Source organism: Vibrio sp. S12_S33, assembly GCF_963889785.1.
Lineage (GTDB): Bacteria > Pseudomonadota > Gammaproteobacteria > Enterobacterales > Vibrionaceae > Vibrio > Vibrio aestuarianus.
Window position 1 is genome coordinate 58,214 of sequence record NZ_CAWPQZ010000006.1, and the last position, 19,218, is coordinate 77,431.

Here is a 19,218-nt window from a genome sequence, read left to right on the forward strand (position 1 = left end):
TTCAAGTTGTTTAGGTATATCTCCTGTTTACCTGAAGGCCATGAGATGACTCTATAGCTTCAGTGTTCGTTGATATATTGAGTTATAGTGACTTCAGTGGTTTCCCCTGAAGGGAACAATATTAGCTACCCAAAATAATGTGTCTAGAATTAATTGATAATTAGCATAAATAATTAACGAATATACCTAAATGCAATCAAAAACGGATGAGATGTAAATGAAATGTAGCGGTTAATTGCAAGGCAGAGGGCTTAGGGTGTGTCAGTCATTGTTGAGGTAGAGTTGCTAGGTTAGCTAGATTAAGGATGTCGGTTATTTATTGGTGAGGTGGTGAGCAATAAAAGGGATGAGTTTCCTCATCCCTTTTTCATATTAATGGTGCGCCATACCGTTCATGACTTTTTTCACTGGTACGGTAAGCATTTGTTGTTCACCGTTTGCAAAAGTGAGTGCAACATTAATTTCTTCACCTTCGGTGAGTGGTTTTTTCAGGTCAAGTAGCATGATGTGAAAGCTGCCTGGTTTGAGTTCAAGTTTGCCCTGTGCTGGTACTTTGAATTGTGGAATTTGGCGCATTTTCATCACATCGCCTTCAGTAATAACATCGTGTAATTCAACTTTGCCTGCTACATCAGTTTTGGCGGATACAATAAAGCGATCTTGGTCGCTGCTGTTTGTAATTTGAGCAAAAACAGCGCTGGTTGTTGCTGTTGGTGCGGTAGCTCGCGCGTAAAGGTGATGAGTCATGATATCCGATTTTGCGTAAGCGAATGGACTAAGGGCTAAGGTTGCTAGCAATAGTGTATTGAGCTTCATGTTATTTTCCTTCTGATGAAGTCGTTATTGTTTTGATGGCTTCCACAATAGGCTCTGGTGAAAGCGTATGAGGGACTTTGGTGATCAGTGTTCCATCGGGTTGTAGAAAGTAGAAATAGGAGCTGTGGTCTAAGGTGTATTTGAGCTCTGAGCCTTTGAGTTCGGTCTTGCGGAAGATAACACCATAGTAATGCGCCAATGGCGTGGTTGTTTCCAAGGGAGCAGATAACCCTTCAATCAGCGGGTGAAAATATTGCGCGTATTGATGAGAATCATTAGCGCCATCACGCTCAGGATCCAAGGAAATAAACATCGGACGCAGTTTGGCCTTGGTATCGTCATCAATTTGGTTCAGCGCTCCAGACAACATGGCAAGTGATGTTGGGCAAACATCTGGACAACGAGTAAAGCCAAAGTAAACCATACGTATTCGTGGGTCTTGCGGGTCAAAAATGGCGACGGGTTTGTTGTCTTTGCCAAATAACACCACATCAGCATTGTTTTTCGCTTCTATGTTGTTTGATGGTTGCTGTGAATCAAAATACGCTTTTAAACCTAAGCCGCAGGTAAAGGCAACGACCAAAATCAGTGACCAGTTTTTACTCATCTTTCCATCCTTATTGCAGGGAAAACTTGAGTTGAGCCATCAGATAAGTCGCCAATCCAAGTCATTTGTTCAGTGGTACATACAGGAAGTATCACCTCGGTGGTATATAACCCATTCTCATTTTTTGTTAGTACATACTTAGCGATGCCCATATCCATCTCTAACCCCTTTAATGATAGAACGAGCTTATCGCTTTGAGCCTTTGGCCAATCGACCGTTAAAGTATTGGCCACAAGTGGTTGAGAGGTATCTTGCGCTAATGTCATCGATACCTCACTTTGTTGACATGGTTTGCTAGACAGTTGGCAATATTGGCTGATATCTCGTTGTGTTGAATAGGAAGAGATCCAATGTAGGATGTCACTACTGAAATAGCCTGCGAATAAAGCAAGGGCAAGGGCACAAATTTGTATTGCATGATGCATTGAGTTGAGATTCCAGGCGGTAGTAAAGCGCAAATGTTATCACAGACGTAGCTAAGTCGTTGCTACAAATAGGGAAAGTGTGGATTCAATCAAGAATAGTAAGGTGAATTTTCCCACCTTACTTTCATCATTAACAATGGAGATTTATACGTTGTGGTGCTTTGCGTATTTCTCTAAACCAAGCACTAAGGCAACAGCGCATAGCATGAGCACAATCGCGAGTGGCCATTGCGAGGGTTGCGAGGTTATGGCCTCAAATTCAAAAGGTGATAAATTATGCTCAACTAAAGGCACTTGTTCTCCGTGGGAATTGATACGCCATGTAATGGTTTCTTTCCAGGGCCAAATTTTTGGCAATGTGCCAACCATTAGCCCGGTTAGAAAAATCAACGTTAAGTCTCTAAAGCGTTTGAGTAACCAAGACAAGATATGAGAGAAACTGAGTAAACCGAGTACACACCCCATCAGAAAAAGGGCCAATATATCGATCTGCATTGCTTTGACTGCGCCGAGTACTGGTGCGTACATACCAATTAAAAGCAAAATGAAACTGCCGGAAATGCCCGGTAAGATCATTGCGCATATTGCGATAGAGCCAGCGATAACAATGTTAATCGCGGTCGGTTCGAGTTGCATCGGGTTGAGCACTGTTATGCTGTAGGCGAAAGCGATACCGAGTAAAAACAGAACTAATCGTGAAAACTTGATTTGTTCAATCTGTTTTAAAATATGAAAAACAGAAACAATAATAAGACCAAAGAAAAATGACCAAATAGGGATGGGGTGGGTCGCGAGTAGCCACGAGATAAGTTTTGCGAGCGAAAGAATACTCGTGAATACACCGCCAAATAATGCAATGAGGAAGAAGCCATTAATATGATTAAAAGCAGCAACAAACCCCTCTCGTTTCCATAGGCCTAGTACGCTCGGGTTAATACGGCGAATACTTTCAAGAAGCGTATCATAAACACCGGTGATAAAGGCAATAGTACCACCGGAAACGCCAGGAACAACGTCTGCGGCACCCATCGCCATTCCTTTTAAAAATGTACTGAAATAATTCATTGTGTCTGCGTAATCTGGAAAATGTGGTGCGAAGTATATACTGAAATAATGGTAAAATGCTTGCGCAATACATTCCCCCATTCTGGGTTTGACCTAATATCATCGATGATCTCATTTTGGTAGCTTCTCATTGTTTGATTGCAACTAAATGAGTATTGTTTTGCGGCTTATTTGCAATTTGCAATTTGCAATTTGCAAGGGTGGTGCTAATTTAGGGTTATTTTATGTGATTTAACTTCAAAAAAGACCAGTTTAAAAGTTGGCATGCATCATGCATTTTTGTGGGTGACCCTTCTTAAAGCCGAGGGTCACCTAGCCAACTGACGTTGTTAGTGAATGAGTTTGTTCACACTATATATAAGCCAATCGCACTATTGCGGTTGGCTCTTTTTTTTTCTATTAGGTATGATACACGACTCTGGCTTCCCCACTGATTGCCTTTATTGGGTAATTTCAACTAGGGTTTTAGTCATCTGTCGACCTAAGCATTATAGCTTACGTGTCCGTCAACCCCATATTTACACACCGTAACATCGTTGATTATTCAACATATTTATGAGGATGAACCGCATCGGTCAGTCGTATTTTTTTCGAATTCGTAACGCTCAAATGTCTTGAATTCGTCGCTCATTAAGGAAGATGAGTGAAGCAATAGTAAGAGGTTATATGCATCATTTAGTTTCCATTGGGCCACTAGAGTCTTTCCTAATCGCTATTAGCGTGCTTTTTTTAGGCCACTTCATCAACACAAAACTACCTATTCTGCAAAAATTCAATATTCCGGAACCCATTGTGGGTGGTTTGATTGTGGCTATAGCTATCACTTTTTTGCATTTTAATGGTTTAGATTTAGAGTTTTCTCTTCCGTTGCAGAACAAATTCATGTTGATGTTCTTTAGTACCGTTGGCCTTGCAGCTAACTACACTCAGTTAATGAAAGGGGGCGCTAAGGTGTTTCTTTTTCTGGGTGTCGCTTCGTTTTACATCATTATTCAAAATGGTGTGGGTGTTTCGTTGGCAACGGCATTAGGTCTTGATCCGTTGATGGGTTTGATCGCTGGTTCTATCACCTTGTCTGGTGGGCATGGCACTGGTGCTGCGTGGGCACAAACCTTTACCGATAATTATGGAATGGCCAATATTTTAGAAATAGCGATGGCTTCAGCTACGTTTGGTTTGATTATTGGTGGCATTATTGGTAGTCCGGTTGCGCAAAAACTGATCGATAAAAATGGCTTTGAGTCAGAGTACGGCCGAGGCACGAAAACACACGATAAATTCCCTGAGCTCGTCACTTACAACGAATACGAAGAAGATAAAGTGACAGCGAAGAAAGTGATTGAAGTGCTGTTTATTTTGTTGATTTGTGTCACTGGTGCTAAGTATCTAGAACAATGGGTGAGCACGTTTGATGTCAAATGGCTGATGATCCCAGATTTCGTTTATGCACTATTCATTGGTGTATTTATTACCAATGTATTCGAAGTCACCAAGCTGCATAAAGTCGATGCAGAAACGGTTGATATTTTAGGTACGGTTTCTTTATCACTCTTCTTAGCCATGGCGCTGATGAGCTTGAGATTGTGGAATATCTTTGATTTAGCGATTCCATTTCTCGTGATTTTAGCGGTGCAGTCGGTAGTGCTTGGTATTTTTGCTTACTTTGTGACGTTTAAAGTGATGGGCTCAAATTATGATGCCGCCCTTATGGCTGGCGGGCACTGTGGTTTTGGCTTAGGCGCCACCCCGACCGCAGTGATGAATATGGGGTCGCTTGTTACGCGTTACGGACCTTCTCCGCAGGCTTTTATGGTTGTGCCTATCGTGGGAGCTTTCTTTATTGATATTGTCAATTTAATCATTATTCAAGGCTATATTTCCTTTGTAGGCTAGGAACAAAAAGCCCTAGCAATGTGCTAGGGCTTTTTTGGTCACATAATTCATGGCGCTATTTTAAGGTGAGTTTCGTACCATCAAATTTTAGTTGGCCGAGTAAGTTCTTCGCATTTTTCACACCTGCTTCATCAAATTGAAGCCCATAACGAGCATAGTGCAGTGAACGCTGTAAGTTACAAACTTTACCAACTAAGGGAGCGAAAACTTTACTGCCACGGGAGTCGGCAAAAAGCTCGATACTAATTTTGTCACCGACTTGGAAAGTTCGCCCAAGCGGTGGTGCAACAAAACGACAGAGAAGATTCAATTCTATCTACCATTAATTTATTTGAGTTAAGTATCAAATAGGAGAGAAGTATGTCTGATAAAGTACAACATGACACTCAAAATCATCAGTATTTAGTGCATTTGGAAGGTGATTTTTTTGCCATAGTGAAATACCAACAGCAAGGTGATGTTCTGTTTATTACCTCAACACGAGTACCTGATGAGCTGCAAGGTAAAGGGTATGGCAAAATTATGATGGAAAGTGTGTTACCACAAATCGAGGCAAGTGGTTATAAAGTAAAGCCTGTTTGCAGTTACGTTGCTCATTACATAAATCGCCATGAACAATGGCAGCATTTATTGCACGACGAAGGTTAAAAAATAGCTCACCGATAAGGTGAGCTAAATAGTATCGTTAGCACTTGATGCGGGCCATATATAAAGTATTAATAAATTTTCCATCGCGAAAAGAGGCACATTTAGCTTCGCCTTCCACTTCAAAACCAAATTTTTTGTAACAACTAATCGCCTGCTGATTGTCAGCATTAACCTCAATCTGGACTCGTTTAACATTGAGCCAGTTGTCGGCCAGATCCAAGACTGTTTCAATCAATTTACTGCCAACACCAACGCTGTGAAAATCATCATGAACTCCAATGCCAAAAGTTGCACAATGCGCAGTGCGAGGACGTTGAGAATGCTCCATACCAATATTACCAACGACACGTCCATCAATCTCAGCTACAAAGCTATAAACACCAATTGGCATGTTTTCAAGGCGCTTTTGCCACATAGTGACGGATGGTTTTGGTAATTGTAGTGTTTCTCGTTGAGCTTTGGGTTGTGAGTAAATATCACACAAAGCGTGAGCGTCTCGTATTTCTGTTGGTCTGACAATCATTTCCATTCATTTATTCTCCATCTCTAGTTGCATCACCTAGAATCTATCTATAAATTCTGCAAATGAATAGTGTTTTATTGTATAAGTTTTTGATTATATAAATGAATCGCTCAAAGATGATAATAATAAAGGAAGAATCATGCTCTTGCGAAAATACTCATTAAGCTCGCTATCTCTTGCATTACTGTTTACTCAGCCCAGTTCGGTTATGGCTGAAATATCGGCCGCTCCTTCTCCTGAGATCCCCGTTTCTCACACATGGATGAGAGACGTCGCGATATCACCTGATGGACAGCAAATTGCCTTTACTTACGCCGGACAGATCTGGTTAGTATCGTCGCAAGGTGGTGATGCGTTTGCTTTAACCAACGGTGATACCTACAGCCAGACGCCAATTTGGTCTCCAGATAGTCAATCCATTGCTTTTACTTCTGATCGTTATGGCAAAGGTGACGTTTTCATCGTGCCTAGCGTGGGTGGTAAAGCGTTGCGTTTAACTTACCACGCTAGTCTGGATGTGCCTTATGCTTTTTCAGCCGATGGTAAGCAAGTGTATTTTCGCTCAGCTCGCTTAGGAGATAGCCAAGCTAATCTGATGGCAGGATATGGAGGAAATCAAGCGGATCAGCTTTATGCGGTATCGGCTCTAGGTGGGCGAGAGAAGCTCGTGTTACCTATTCCAATCAGTTCACTCTCGGTCAGCGGTGATGGCCAACAGTTTTTATATACCGATTGGCCTTCTTATGAGCAAGAATGGCGTAAGCGTACAACGTCTGATGCGGCGCGAGATATTTGGCAATTTGATCTTACTACCGGCAAGCATACGCAATTAACTCACTTTGAAGGGGAGGACCGAAATGCGGTGTGGGCTGATACGCAATCGATGTACTACCTATCTGAGCGATCTGGTTCTTTTAACGTTTGGAAAAAGGACCTACCGGATGGCGAGCCTGTTCAAATAACATATCACACAGATTTACCAACACGGTTTTTATCGGTGAGTAAACAAGGTGATTTAGCCTATGGTTTTAATGGTAAGGTTTGGGTGAAATCAGCACAGGAAACAGCACCATATCAAATAGACATTGCGATTCGTCGAGCCGATTTTTCTGATGGGCGACATTTTGTGAATTTGAATTCAGAGGCGACAGAAATAGCGGTGTCTCCAGTATCACCAGAAGTGGCGATTGTTGCACGTGGGGATATTTATGTGGTGTCAGCACTATCTGGAACGACCAAACGGATTACTGATACGCCTGCCGCAGAGCGCAATATTTCGTTTTCAGATGATGGCTATCGCATTATTTATTCCTCTGAACGAAATGGCTATTGGGATATTTTCCAAAGTTATGTGAATGACACTGGCAAAAGCTTCTCTACCTCATTAGATATCCAAGAGGAGATCTTATTTGATGGGGAAGAGGATGAGTTTCAACCGCTTTTGTCTCCGAATGAAAAGCGGATGCTGTACCGTGAAGGGCGAAATAACCTAAAAGTCTATGATATCGAGCAAGATCAAACCTACACATTGCTCGATAGCCAACAGTTTTATTCCTATTTCGATGGAGACATCAGTTATTCGTGGTCGCCAGATAGTGAATATATTGTCACGCGCAACCGTACTATCGCCAATAGTGATGTTCTATTAGTTAAGGTTGATGGTAGTGAAGAGCCGATTAATTTAAGCAACAGTGGTTTTTCTGATATACAACCTAAATTTAGCGAGGACGGTCAAATTGTCTATTGGTTGAGCGATATCAACAGCTTGCGCCAAATTGATAATATGCCCGTACAGTATGATGTTTACGCACTGTTTTTAAATCAGAAATCTCAATTTAATGCTTTTAAGAATGAAGATCAAAAATGGATGGATGAAGAGGTTGCGGCGACTTTGGGAAGCGATGTTCAGCATGCACCTGTTGATCCAACTATCGTTGAAATAAACGGCTTAAAGCATCGCAAATTTCGTATAACACCTTATTCGCTATCGCCACTTTATTTTCATTTATCACCAGATAATAAATACTTGGTTGTTGCGCACTGGTCTGGTGAAGGCGTTGAGTTCAGTGAATTCAATGTTGAAACGGGTGAGGAGGTGTCACTGTTTACTCGTAGTGCTGATGATGTTAATGCCATTGATATGACCAAAGATGGCGAAAATATCCTTATCATTGGTTCTCAAGGTATTGAGCGTTTGAATGTTGTTAATAGCGAGACCAAAGTATTTGATTACAATGCCGATGCTAACTACGACTTTAGAGCTGAAATGAACTATATGTTTGATCATGTTGTTCGTTTAACACAAAGTAAATTTTATGATGCCGATGTGCATGGTATTAACTGGCAGCGGTATGCTCAAGAATATAAGAAGCAACTAGTAGGCATCACTAATTACCAAGATTTCGCCGAACTTCTGAGTGAATTAGTTGGTGAGCTGAATGCGTCACATACCGGTGCCTTTTTCTTTGCTGAACGATCTGGGTGGGAAATTCCTGCTTCTTTAGGTTTGTATTATGATGATCATTACCGTGGTAAAGGGATTCGTGTGAAAGCGGTGCTACCAGGTGGCCCTGCTGATACATACCAAACCTTGCTTAAATCTGGATCCATTATTTATGCGGTTGATGGCAAAGAAATCTTGCCTGAGCAGGATATTTATTCGCAACTCAATTTCAAACAAGGAAAGCTGACACGCCTAACGGTTTTATCTCCAGGTGAAAAAACCGCAAAAAGCATGAATATTGTGCCAATCAGTTTGCAGCAAGAAGGTCGATTAGCGTATGAGCTTTGGGTTGAACAACGTCGTCAGATGGTTGAAAGTTTGTCAAATGGCCGCTTAGGTTACGTACATATGGCGGCGATGGATGCGCAAAGCTTTGAGAAAATGCAAAACGATATGTTTGGCGTTGATAATAACAAAGAAGCACTCGTGGTTGATGTGCGTTTTAACCAGGGTGGATTTCTGGCCGATCAAATGATGATGATCTTGTCTGGTCAGCGTCATACGGTAGAGGAAACTCGTGACGGATACCAAGTCGCTTCTTACCCAACTAGACGTTGGGCTAAGCCTAGTATCATGTTAGCGGATGCAAACAGCTATTCGGAAGGATCTGTTGTGCCTCATTTTTATAAAAGTGAAGGGATAGGTCTGTTGGTCGGGGAAAGAGTTCCCGGAACAGGAACCGCTGTACTTTGGGCTCAGCAACAAGAGCCTAACTTGGTGTATGGCATTCCTCAATTAGGTTTAAAAGACGTTGATGGTCATTGGTTCGAAAATCAAGAGGTTGTGCCTGATGTTCTCGTCTATAAAGAGCCTGAATCGGTCACTAAAGGCGAGGATAAGCAGTTGAAAGTTGCAGTTGAAACCTTACTGAAACAGCTCGATGAGCAATCAACGGTTAATAATCCATAACAGTTAAGGCGAAATTCTAAGCTGTACATTAAACCCTTCTTACTTGAAGCTACAGCGGTGTTGGCTACATTCGTTTATCCCAATCGCACAGTTTATCTATGCTCATGGGACTAACTCACTGGCCACCTACCTGCAACTCAAGTGGTTTGGGTATCAACAACGTGTAATAGATCTGAAGCCCCTTTATTGGGGCTTCAATTTGTTTGGGTATATGTTTTTAATCTCACGTTAACCAGTGCGTGATCGCTGCTGTAATGGTCTTGTTCAAAATTAGGGTTAATTAAATGTTGATCGATGACTTCGTAATGGCTGACGTAAGCTTTAGCGCTGTGAATCGAAGGATTGAAATCGCTTGAAAGCAGGATATAGTCAAGTACTGATCCCATCTCCCCAGTATAATGAGTTGACTTGCGGGGTAAGTCAGAATGCTGGGCGTAGAGGTTCCAACTGTCGTGAATCGTTAAGGCAGCCAACGCAGATTGCGTATCAGGCTGACGATATAGAGTATTTGATAGTAGACCGATAAATTCTTCGCTGGTTAGCGGTTTATTGAAATCTCCCATAATTACAAAAGGTCGAGTGTGCTGCCGCTTAGTCTCTACAACATATTGATGCAGCAAATTTGCTTCGTAACCACGTTGTACCGTGGATAGCCACTGACCTAATGTCTCTTGTTGCCATCTACTAATCGTATTTGGTGACTCAACTTCCCACTGAGTTGGACGCTGAGACTTAAAGTGTACGATATAGACATCAACAGCGCCGAGTTCAGGAAGTTCAATAGTAGCGTGCAGTGGGATGCGGTTAAATGTGAAAGGCACAGTTTGGTTGGGTAATCTGCTTTCTACAGAGCAGACTTGCAGCAAAGGGTATTTTGAGGCGATAGCCACCACTGGGTGCGTGTAGATATAATCATCAGCAATGTGCGGTGTATCGATAGTGGCGAAATAAGGATAGCCGATGGTGTTGACTTGGTTACGTAGCTCTTCGATGCTGAAAACCTCTTGGAACGCAATAACATCGGCATTGATGTGTTGAATTTTTTCACTAAACCATCGTTTTTTCTTTAGCCATTGTGCTTGGGTATAAATATTATCAAACTGATAAAAAGCATTTGGTGGCGTCAAATAGTTGAATAAATTAATAGTAGCGAAGCTAGTAGACATACCTATCCTTTATATTGCAGCTCAACATCAGTTTATAACGAAACGTAAACCTTGGGCAGTGCGAATCCCGTCATTGCCAAACTCGAATCAGCATGCGTATTATGTTGTTACATAAATGTAAGGATCTATCATGAATTCTAGTTCTTCTCAAGGATGGCGTACGCCACAAAACTTCTTATTAATTATCTCGATAATTGTCCCAATTGCCTTCTCTAGCTGGATGGCATTGCTGAATAATTTTGTGGTGGAAAAAGCCAATTTTGATGGTTCCGATATTGGTCTATTACAAAGCGTACGAGAAATTCCCGGCTTTTTAGCCTTCACCGCAGTGTTTGTTTTACTCTTTATTCGAGAGCAGCGGTTCATGCTGCTGTCACTGGCTATGTTAACTTTAGGCACGGCCATCACAGGCTTCTTCCCATCGTTGATAGGCTTGTTGATGACTACCTTATTGATGTCGACAGGTTTTCATTATTTTGAAACGCTTAAACAATCATTGTCGTTGCAATGGTTGAATAAGGATGAAGCACCTGAAATGCTTGGTAAGTTGATTTCGGTAGGGGCGTTGGCTTCACTCATTACTTACGGTGCGCTCTGGGTAATGCTAGAGATCTTCACGCTCGATTTTAAATGGGTATATACCATCACGGGAGGCATTGCTTTTTGTCTGGTTGCTTTGATCGCGTTTGCCTTCCCTGAATTTCAAGCGCAAGTACCGCAAAATAAAAAATTGATACTACGTAAGCGTTATTGGCTCTACTACGCATTAACCTTTATGAGTGGTGCCCGTCGACAAATTTTCACCGTGTTCGCGGGTTTCTTAATGGTTGAAAAATTTGGCTATTCAGCAGCCGATATTACGTTATTGTTTTTGGTTAACTATTTGTTTAACTTTTTGTTTGCAAAGCGAATTGGAAAATTTATTGGCGTTGTCGGTGAACGCAAAGCTTTACTGTTCGAATATGGTGGTTTAATCTGCGTCTTTATTGGTTATGGTTTAGTGCAAAATGCACATTGGGCTGCGGGACTGTACGTGATTGACCATCTTTTCTTTGCCCTCGCCCTCGCCATTAAAACTTATTTCCAAAAAATTGCTGATCCTGCCGATATGGCATCCACCGCAGGGGTTTCGTTTACTATTAACCATATTGCTGCCGTCGTTATTCCTGCAACATTTGGCATTATATGGCTCGTTTCTCCTGCTAGTGTTTTTTATATTGGTGCGGCTATGGCAGCAGTTTCACTGATTTTATCACTCAATATCCCAATTAAGCCGGAAGAGGGCAATGAAGTTCGGGTTTTACGTTGGAGTGATAAATAGCCACAGTGCAGACAGAATAAAGTAAAAGGCAATAAAAAGGGTCGATATCGACCCTTTTTGATGTTTGCGAGGATGGTTAGTGATCCAGATACAAAAAGTTTTGCCAACTCTTCATTCGAATCAAGACCTTACGCATAATGGAAACGTGGGTGAAGCTGTCTGAATATACGGCAGCTTCGAAAGCAGTACCCAACGGTAGATTATATTCGCTTAAGTCATCGGTCATTTTTAATGTCACGAGAACACGTCCATTAGTCCGTAGAGCATCTGTGCCTAGCAATGCGCCACGCGCTTGAATTTGGCTTTCGCCAATTGCAGGTAGCACGTCAACTACTTCGCCTTTGAATACTTTTCCTGGGAGTGCACGGAACAAAAACTCGGCTTCAAACCCTGGTTTTAGGCGTTGCAATGAATTTTGTCTAAATGCGGCGGTGTAGATTTTTTCCTCGCTGTGCACAAAGGTCATAACCGGTGCCAATGGTAGTGGTGTCGCCATTACACCGGGACGAAGCGCCAATTGAGTAACGTAACCGTTGGTTGGTGCACGTACAACGGTCTGTTCTAAGTCGAATTGTGCTTGTCGTAATTGAGCAATTAAGCGCGCTACGGCTGTATTCTCGCCACCAATTTCAGAGTCTAAGGCAATGGCTGCCTGTTCCACACGGGCTTGAGCAACATTGACAGCGGCTTCAGCTGCTTTATAGGCTTGGCGACGAGTGTCTAAATCTTGTTCGGTGAAAGCACCTTTGTCGTACCCTCGTTGATAGCGCGAGTATTCACGCTTGGCTTTGTCTCGATCAGCAATTGCTTGAGCTTTTGACGCTTCTGCTTCGATAACGTCTGATTCTAAACCGAGTGCACTTTGGCTCGCTTCTTTGATTTGAGCTGCAACTTTTGCTACTTCTGCTTCAAAAGGGATGGGATCAATTTTAAATAATACATCCCCTTTTAAGACGGGCGTGTTCGGTTGAACGGGAACTTCAATCACCTTGCCTCTCACACCTGAAACGACAGGCGTAGTTGAGAATACTTGATTACCCATTTGTGTGAAGGGATGGTTGTAGTTCATGAGTAAAATAAGAGTGCCAATCAGCACAACACCGCCAAGAACCGCTGTTGGTACCGTCCATTTATTCAATGGAATTTTGAAAACTTTAAAAATGGTGATACATAAAGCGGCGTAGGTCATTATCAGAAGTAAATCCATTATTTAGTCTCCTGATCTTGTGCTTGGTTTAGATTTTTCTGTGCTTTTAGCGTATTAACTTCTTCATTTAACTTGCTGATTTGGTTTATTAATTCATCGACACGGTGATGTATGTCGTGTTGCTCTTCTTGCAGTTTAGCAAACCCCCAACCTCGGTCCTTACGCCATAAAGTGGCCCAAATCCAAAGAAATGGCCAAATGGTGTGTAAGGTAAATAAACTAACCCAGCCTGAAACATGGATAGCATCTTGATGTGGATGGTTGCGTTCTTTAGCGATTTCATAGGGGATATCATGAATCACTATAATTCCGTAAAAAATCACTAAGGCGACAAAGACGAGCAAACCGAGGGCAAAATAGTCTAAAAACATAAGATATCCTTGAATTTAAATAAGTTCATTCCATGAATGGTCAGATAAAACTTACGTTAGTATAAACAAATAATTGGATCTGTATGCATATAGTTATTCGGTACATACTTGATTGCGCCCATTAGCCTTGGCACGGTATAAGGCTTTGTCTGCACGGTAGAAAGTGCGCTGTGTATTTTCCCCTTCACGATGTAATGTAATACCAATACTGACCGTTAAGCCCCGTTCACCCAAAATATCATGCCAACCAAATTGATATATCCGCTCTCGGTAATTTTCTGCGTGCATTTCGGCTTGATCGAGCGACGTATCTTCTAAAATAACAAGAAATTCCTCGCCACCAAAACGTACACAGGATGACCCTCTGAATTTGAAGTAACTTTTTAATTCATGTGACACACTGACAATCGCTTTATCACCCACTAAGTGACTCAGTTCATCATTGATTGATTTAAAGTGGTCAATATCAATCACAAGAAAAGCGAACGATTTTTCATGCAGTAACAGGTCTTTCAATTTTACGTCTAACCAGCGGCGGTTGTGCAAGCCTGTGAGAGGATCAGTAAAGACATCTTGCTGTAGTTGTGCCACTGTATTTTTTTGGCTTTCTGTTGTTTCCTTCAATTCTCGGTTTTCGATTTCGGATAGAATCAGTTTTAGTTGAAGTTCAAAGCGCGATAAACGGCGTAGCTGATTCGCTCCGAGCTCACCGATGGGGATGTTCTTCATAAGATCAGTTTCGATGCGAAAGCATTTTTTCTCGTATGAAAGGGCGGCTTGATAAAGCCCTTGATGTTCGCAAATGGCGCTAAATGCTTGGTATAACTGTTTTGCTATCACGGCTGAAGTATGACGTTGTAAACGTTTGTCAGTGCTTGCTAATAGCATATTAGCAATGTGAGATTTGCCAATTCTCGCCAAGCAATTTGCCGTCTCAATTCGGATCATATTCGACAACCAAGTTGAATTGACGTTGCCTGCGCTATATTGCACGTTCGACAGTGTCATCAGGGCTTTATCAACTTGATTTTGGTGAAGATAGAGCCTCGTTTGATATAGCAATATTTGGCCTGTGAGGATCTTATCGCTGACTAGAATGCTGAGCTCTTCACACTCTTTGATCAGATCGTTGGCGGCTGAAAGCCGGTTTAGGTTGATGTAACACGCCAACATATTGAGCTTATAGCGAAGCCTTAAGGAACGGCTAGAAATGGCGTGATCAATACTGTCGACTTTTTGATAGTAACGCAGTGCGCGGCTGTATTCACCATAAGCATCACAAAGGTTGCCCATCCCTAATATTGCCATTACGTATTCATCAATGTAGCCGTTATCGACAGCAATATTTGATGATGATACATACTCACTGAGAGCAGCAGTATAGTCACCACTGTCCACTAAACGCTCACTTAAACTGTTTTTAACCGATAAAATAATATGCACATCTTTAGGTAGTTCAAGTAACTCAAGGGCTTTTTTTAGCTCTTCAATACTTGCCATGGGTTGGTGTAGTTCGGCGCGATAGTCGGCACTGATAATATAGCTTAAGGCTTTTTCTTTTGGCGTGGTGGCAACGTGTTGACGTACATGATTCCAGAAAATAATGGCCTCTTCTCCGGATACAGATGTTGCATCTAAGCCAGTATCTTGAATTTTATTGAGTAGTTCTTCCATGTGACCATTCCTGAGGTTGGCTTTCTTCGAGTTGTTCTAGTGTGAATGGGAAACTCAATATGTCTTGGAACATCACTTTAGGCAGTGGGCCGGTTAATCCTTTTCTTATCCAAGGATAAATTTCTATCATTTTGGCAAGTACATGAAAAACATTGAGTGCTGTGTCGCCTTTGTCGGCGAGTAATAGACCTAACCGTTCACTGCTCAAGCGTGACACCAAGTCATTCTTGTTACACAGTGAATGAGCAATTTCAGTACAAACATCAAGATACAGTGGGTCATTATGCACTATTACGATAATGGAATGGTTGGAATGTTTTAGCTCAGTTTTAAATAACATCAACTGTTCCCACCAATATGTTTCTGAAACTACGTTTGATAGGTGTTTTTCGGGGTCGTATTCATGTTGACCGCGAATACGATTAATGAGTTTGCGCGCTCGCTGTTCGAGTTGCCGTTTGGAGGCTCTGGCTTTGTCTAAACCAACCCGTGAGGTTTGCTCGCGTAGCATGTCAATAGAGAAGTGGCGATACTTTTTAAACGCGGCCAGTGAGGCTTTAAAGTCACCACGTTGTTCTGCAACTAAAGATTGTTGGTAGCAAATTTGTGAAAGCAATTCACCGTGATCAAAAGCAGAGGCTGCCGCTTCGGCTTGGATAAGAAGTTCTGTGGCTTGCTCGGGGTTTTTCCTAAGCAGTTCAAGGCGTGCTTTGCTGATAAATGAGTGAGCTTTCATCCACACAAGATTATGTTGTACGGCTAGTTCGTGCGCCTTGTAGGTGGCGTTTTCAGCATCTTCAATTCGCTCAAGACCAAGCATCGCTAGCCCACGAAAATCCCAGACTTCTGCTTGCCATGTTTTGTTCGAATTCCCTTTTAGAACTTCTTCGGCACCATCAAGCACTGTTAACATATCAACATATTGGTTGAGTAAGTAGAGATCCCAAGCCCATAAAATTCGCGCTTTACCCTCAAGCCAGCCAATGCGGGCATTGTTTGCAACCTTTACGGCTAATTCATGAGTTGAACAGGCAAGTTTATATTCATTGGTGAGGCGCCAGACATTACCCAGCCCAATCAAGCACTCAATTTGGATCTCAATTTCATCCACTAACGCTGATTGTTCTAGAGCGTTAATCCAATATTGTTGGGCGGTGTAGTACTTAGCTTGCCCCCATAAATTGAGAGCGTGAAGGTGAAGAATTTCAGGCAGGTGGTCATCAGTATCAAGGCTATTCTGCCTAACCAGCGCTTCTTTGATGTACTTTAAACCATTGCGGTAGTCCATGGCATTCCAAGCGCAACGTGACATCACGATAAGAGATTGGATAATGCCTTCGGGAAAAATGATCTGCTGAGCACGCAATAAACATTGCTCCGCAACAATCAATACCTTCTCAGGCTCAGCTTCAATGCGGGCTTTAAGCTGTTCTAATTCTATTTCGAGAAGATACTGACTCTTATCCAAACTGGCTGATCCTTGAGAGTAAAAAGCTTTAATCACAGTTTCATTATATGAAGCTGTTACCAAATCGCACAATTTACTTATTGCAAATCTGGTACTTTAGCTACCGACTCAACAATAATTGGTGCTACTTCATAGTCTGTGATAGACAAATTTATGATAGCAGCTCTTTTAATGTGAGTGGATGTTTAGTCAGCCCCAGATTCTGTGCGGCAGTAAATCCATGTTTATCTTGGTAGCACAAATTGTGCCAAGCTCGGAATATATCCAGCATGGGTTGTAAGCCTCCGGGGCGAAGTTTACGCCTAGGTTCATTGATAAAGGTTTCGAACAGCAATTGGAATCGTTGCTGATAAAATTCAGTTTGTTTAATGGAAGCCTTAGATAGCCAAGCTTCTGGCTCGGGTGTGTCTCCGGCCAAATAGCAGACACCTTTGGAGGCTGATGATTGATTGGTTATTGCCCAGCGGTCTCGCCACCACCCCATATGTACAATATCGATTTTTCCAAAAGGTATCCCATTCTGCCATTGGTGATCTTCTTCAACATACATTAAGTCAACATTTTGGCGTTTTATTCTCGACAGACAAACGCTCAGTGCCGCAGATCGCAATACAGGATCTTGAGGCATATAAATAGATACGCGTTTATCTATGGCACACATGTCTAAAATGTGCAGAAAATGAGCATATGAAGTGTAGGGAGGGCGGATCAGTGCTCCTTTGGATGGATAGTTAAACACTGTCAAGTTTCCCATAGGGTCTTCGACATTGCCGCGCGCTAAAATAGTTTGATATTTTTGGTCAATACGTTCTCGCAATAGTGGAGAAGGTTGCGGCGTCGGAATGTTAGCTTCAGATGAGTGCTCTCGAGATACAAACCTAGTTGGGTATTCATAAGGGTTATGATCAAGCGAGCCCTCTGGCTCTTCTTGCGCTGAATAATTGACATGTTGGCAAAGGATATAACCGGAGTTTGCCTCGCCAGTGGCAAACCATAGCACTCCATTATTGCTGTTCGGTTGCAACGGGATGTAGTGAGATGCTAGCTCATAGTGGGTCGCATGGTTAACCCAGCGCGCATCGATCATCGCTAGTTTTCGACGACAACGGCTCGCAATGTGATCAACATGGTCGTAGAAGGTTTTGGGGTTAATAGCCAGCTTGCGGCAGATTTCACGAACCGAATAGCTCATGAAAAGTAAACCGAGTAGTGTCTCTTGGAAAGTCAGTTTTTTATTGGCTCCTGACCATTTATCGACGAAGGTTGAATGACATTCCTTGCAACGATAACGTTGACGGTCACCACTGTAGCCAAAGGCATGGTAGAGATGTTTATGGGTATGAACTGATAGGCCTGTATTGACACAGTCAGGGTTACGGCAGGCGGGCAAACCATCGCTATGAAGTTGTCTTAAACGGTGTAACTCATTTAACACTTCACGGTTATTAAGTAAGGGGGGGAAAGCTCCACATTCACGACAAACCATCGTTGGACGTTTCGGGTTCACGTGTTGCAGGACGTAGCGTTCTGCTGTGCTCAAGCCAAAGTTGTCACACGCCAATGTTTTACAAAAGTTGAGTTGCAAACCATCTGCGTCCTTGGGTAGTTGGTCGTTAGACACGATCGCCCCCTCGGGGTAATTTAGGGCTGCCAAGTTGTCTTGGCAGCACAATACTGCAAATTAAATTTAGATATTGATGGCGGTCTCTAGAGCGACTTTCATCATATCGTTGAATGAAGTTTGACGATCTTCTGAGCTTAATTTTTCACCACGAATGATATGGTCAGAAACCGTTAGAATGGTCAACGCCTTTGCACCAAGATCAGCGGCTACGCCATAGATACCAGCCGCTTCCATATCAACGCCCAAAATGCCAAGTTTGTTCATTTTCTCGAACAAATCACCTTCAGGTGTGTAGAACAAATCAGCAGAGAATACGTTGCCAACTTTAACCGGAACCTTTTGTTCACGTGCTTGGTTTACTGCTGCTTCAAGAAGGCCATAGTCAGCAATCGCTGCAAAATCGTGGTTATTGAAACGGATACGGTTTACTTTTGAATCGGTAGAAGCACCCATGCCAATCACGATGTCCATCAGGTTGACGTCATCACGAACCGCGCCACAGCTACCAATACGAATAATGTTTTTTACACCATATTCAGAGATAAGCTCATGAACGTAGATAGAGCATGATGGAATACCCATACCATGGCCCATTACCGATACTTTTTTACCTTTATAAGTTCCTGTGTAACCAAACATATTTCGTACATCACAGACTTGTTTAGCGTCATCTAGAAATGTTTCAGCGATGTATTTTGCACGTAGTGGATCGCCCGGCATTAGGACTGTTTCAGCGAAATCACCAGCTTGTGCATTAATGTGTGGGGTTGCCATAGTTATTACTCCAAGGTTTCTGAGTTAGTGCTCATCAATGGTAATTAATGATATTACCAATTCTGTTGAATTTGTCATTTTTGTTGAGGCAATACTAGCCTTACAAAACAAGGCTCCTTGAGAACTTGGTCACAAAATGGGTTCTTATCATCTTACCTAATCCCATTGATAACCAAAAATGTTGAAAGTGCTAAGGCAATCGATTTGAGTAAACGTTTTCTTTA

General features: G+C 42.2%; 16 protein-coding genes and 1 pseudogene. 4 read left to right on the forward strand and 13 right to left on the reverse strand.

Annotation, left to right across the window (positions count from 1 at the left end; translation table 11 throughout):
• Window positions 1-372: 372 nt before the first annotated feature.
• The 4 genes from AACW06_RS04605 to AACW06_RS04620 all read right to left on the reverse strand — a co-directional run bounded on the left by AACW06_RS04605 (window position 373) and on the right by AACW06_RS04620 (window position 2,913).
• A complete protein-coding gene (locus AACW06_RS04605) occupies window positions 373-816 on the reverse strand; it encodes a copper chaperone PCu(A)C (protein WP_192074193.1) in 444 nt (147 codons plus the stop codon).
• 1 nt (window position 817) lies between these two features.
• Window positions 818-1,423, reverse strand: coding sequence for an SCO family protein (locus AACW06_RS04610; RefSeq protein ID WP_192074194.1), 606 nt, complete (start codon window positions 1,421-1,423; stop codon window positions 818-820).
• Window positions 1,420-1,848, reverse strand: a complete 429-nt coding sequence (locus tag AACW06_RS04615; protein WP_192074195.1) for a hypothetical protein — start codon at window positions 1,846-1,848, stop codon at window positions 1,420-1,422. The genes AACW06_RS04610 and AACW06_RS04615 overlap by 4 nt, the downstream gene beginning before the upstream one ends.
• A 144-nt stretch (window positions 1,849-1,992) precedes the next feature.
• Window positions 1,993-2,913 (reverse strand): DUF368 domain-containing protein, encoded by a 921-nt coding sequence (locus tag AACW06_RS04620; protein WP_053311733.1) that lies wholly within the window; start codon window positions 2,911-2,913, stop codon window positions 1,993-1,995.
• Between the two features lie 666 nt (window positions 2,914-3,579).
• Between AACW06_RS04620 and gltS the strand changes: the two genes are divergently transcribed.
• Complete coding sequence (gene gltS / locus AACW06_RS04625) at window positions 3,580-4,806, forward strand: sodium/glutamate symporter (protein WP_192074196.1); 1,227 nt, start codon at window positions 3,580-3,582, stop codon at window positions 4,804-4,806.
• Between the two features lie 55 nt (window positions 4,807-4,861).
• Here the strand turns inward: gltS and AACW06_RS04630 are convergent.
• A pseudogene (locus AACW06_RS04630) lies at window positions 4,862-5,104 on the reverse strand (PilZ domain-containing protein); the annotation flags it as partial.
• Window positions 5,105-5,166: 62 nt separating this feature from the next.
• Between AACW06_RS04630 and AACW06_RS04635 the strand changes: the two are divergent.
• Window positions 5,167-5,454, forward strand: coding sequence for a GNAT family N-acetyltransferase (locus AACW06_RS04635; RefSeq protein ID WP_192074197.1), 288 nt, complete (start codon window positions 5,167-5,169; stop codon window positions 5,452-5,454).
• A gap of 37 nt (window positions 5,455-5,491) precedes the next feature.
• Here the strand turns inward: AACW06_RS04635 and AACW06_RS04640 are convergent, their stop codons facing one another.
• On the reverse strand, window positions 5,492-5,983 hold the full coding sequence (locus AACW06_RS04640; RefSeq protein WP_192074198.1) for a GNAT family N-acetyltransferase: 492 nt from the start codon (window positions 5,981-5,983) through the stop codon (window positions 5,492-5,494).
• Between the two features lie 133 nt (window positions 5,984-6,116).
• Here AACW06_RS04640 and AACW06_RS04645 point away from each other — a divergent pair, with 133 nt between their 5' ends.
• The gene (locus tag AACW06_RS04645; protein ID WP_192074199.1) at window positions 6,117-9,389 is read left to right on the forward strand and encodes a S41 family peptidase; all 3,273 of its coding nucleotides are present in this window, start codon (window positions 6,117-6,119) and stop codon (window positions 9,387-9,389) included.
• Window positions 9,390-9,583: 194 nt separating this feature from the next.
• Here the strand turns inward: AACW06_RS04645 and AACW06_RS04650 are convergent, their stop codons facing one another.
• Complete coding sequence (locus AACW06_RS04650; protein WP_192074200.1) at window positions 9,584-10,555, reverse strand: endonuclease/exonuclease/phosphatase family protein; 972 nt, start codon at window positions 10,553-10,555, stop codon at window positions 9,584-9,586.
• Between the two features lie 130 nt (window positions 10,556-10,685).
• Between AACW06_RS04650 and AACW06_RS04655 the strand changes: the two genes are divergently transcribed.
• Window positions 10,686-11,876 carry an MFS transporter gene (locus AACW06_RS04655; protein ID WP_192074201.1) on the forward strand — a complete coding sequence of 397 codons (1,191 nt, stop codon included), beginning with the start codon at window positions 10,686-10,688 and terminating at the stop codon, window positions 11,874-11,876.
• Between the two features lie 76 nt (window positions 11,877-11,952).
• On the opposite strand, the gene AACW06_RS04660 is transcribed toward AACW06_RS04655, so the two are convergent.
• The 6 genes from AACW06_RS04660 to deoD all read right to left on the reverse strand — a co-directional run bounded on the left by AACW06_RS04660 (window position 11,953) and on the right by deoD (window position 18,994).
• Entirely contained in the window at window positions 11,953-13,083 is a 1,131-nt protein-coding gene (locus tag AACW06_RS04660) for an HlyD family secretion protein (protein ID WP_192074202.1), read from the reverse strand.
• Entirely contained in the window at window positions 13,083-13,454 is a 372-nt protein-coding gene (locus AACW06_RS04665; protein ID WP_192074203.1) for a DUF3302 domain-containing protein, read from the reverse strand. Before AACW06_RS04665 ends, AACW06_RS04660 begins: the two co-directional genes overlap by 1 nt.
• 93 nt (window positions 13,455-13,547) lie before the next feature.
• Window positions 13,548-15,128: a GGDEF domain-containing protein gene (locus tag AACW06_RS04670; RefSeq protein ID WP_192074204.1), complete on the reverse strand. Its 1,581-nt coding sequence runs from the start codon at window positions 15,126-15,128 to the stop codon at window positions 13,548-13,550.
• Window positions 15,109-16,596 carry a hypothetical protein gene (locus AACW06_RS04675; protein ID WP_192074205.1) on the reverse strand — a complete coding sequence of 496 codons (1,488 nt, stop codon included), beginning with the start codon at window positions 16,594-16,596 and terminating at the stop codon, window positions 15,109-15,111. The genes AACW06_RS04670 and AACW06_RS04675 overlap by 20 nt, the downstream gene beginning before the upstream one ends.
• Window positions 16,597-16,747: 151 nt before the next feature.
• Entirely contained in the window at window positions 16,748-18,217 is a 1,470-nt protein-coding gene (locus AACW06_RS04680) for an IS1 family transposase (protein ID WP_192074206.1), read from the reverse strand.
• Window positions 18,218-18,283: 66 nt separating this feature from the next.
• Window positions 18,284-18,994: a purine-nucleoside phosphorylase gene (gene deoD, locus AACW06_RS04685; RefSeq protein WP_192074207.1), complete on the reverse strand. Its 711-nt coding sequence runs from the start codon at window positions 18,992-18,994 to the stop codon at window positions 18,284-18,286.
• Between the last annotated feature and the right edge of the window lie 224 nt (window positions 18,995-19,218).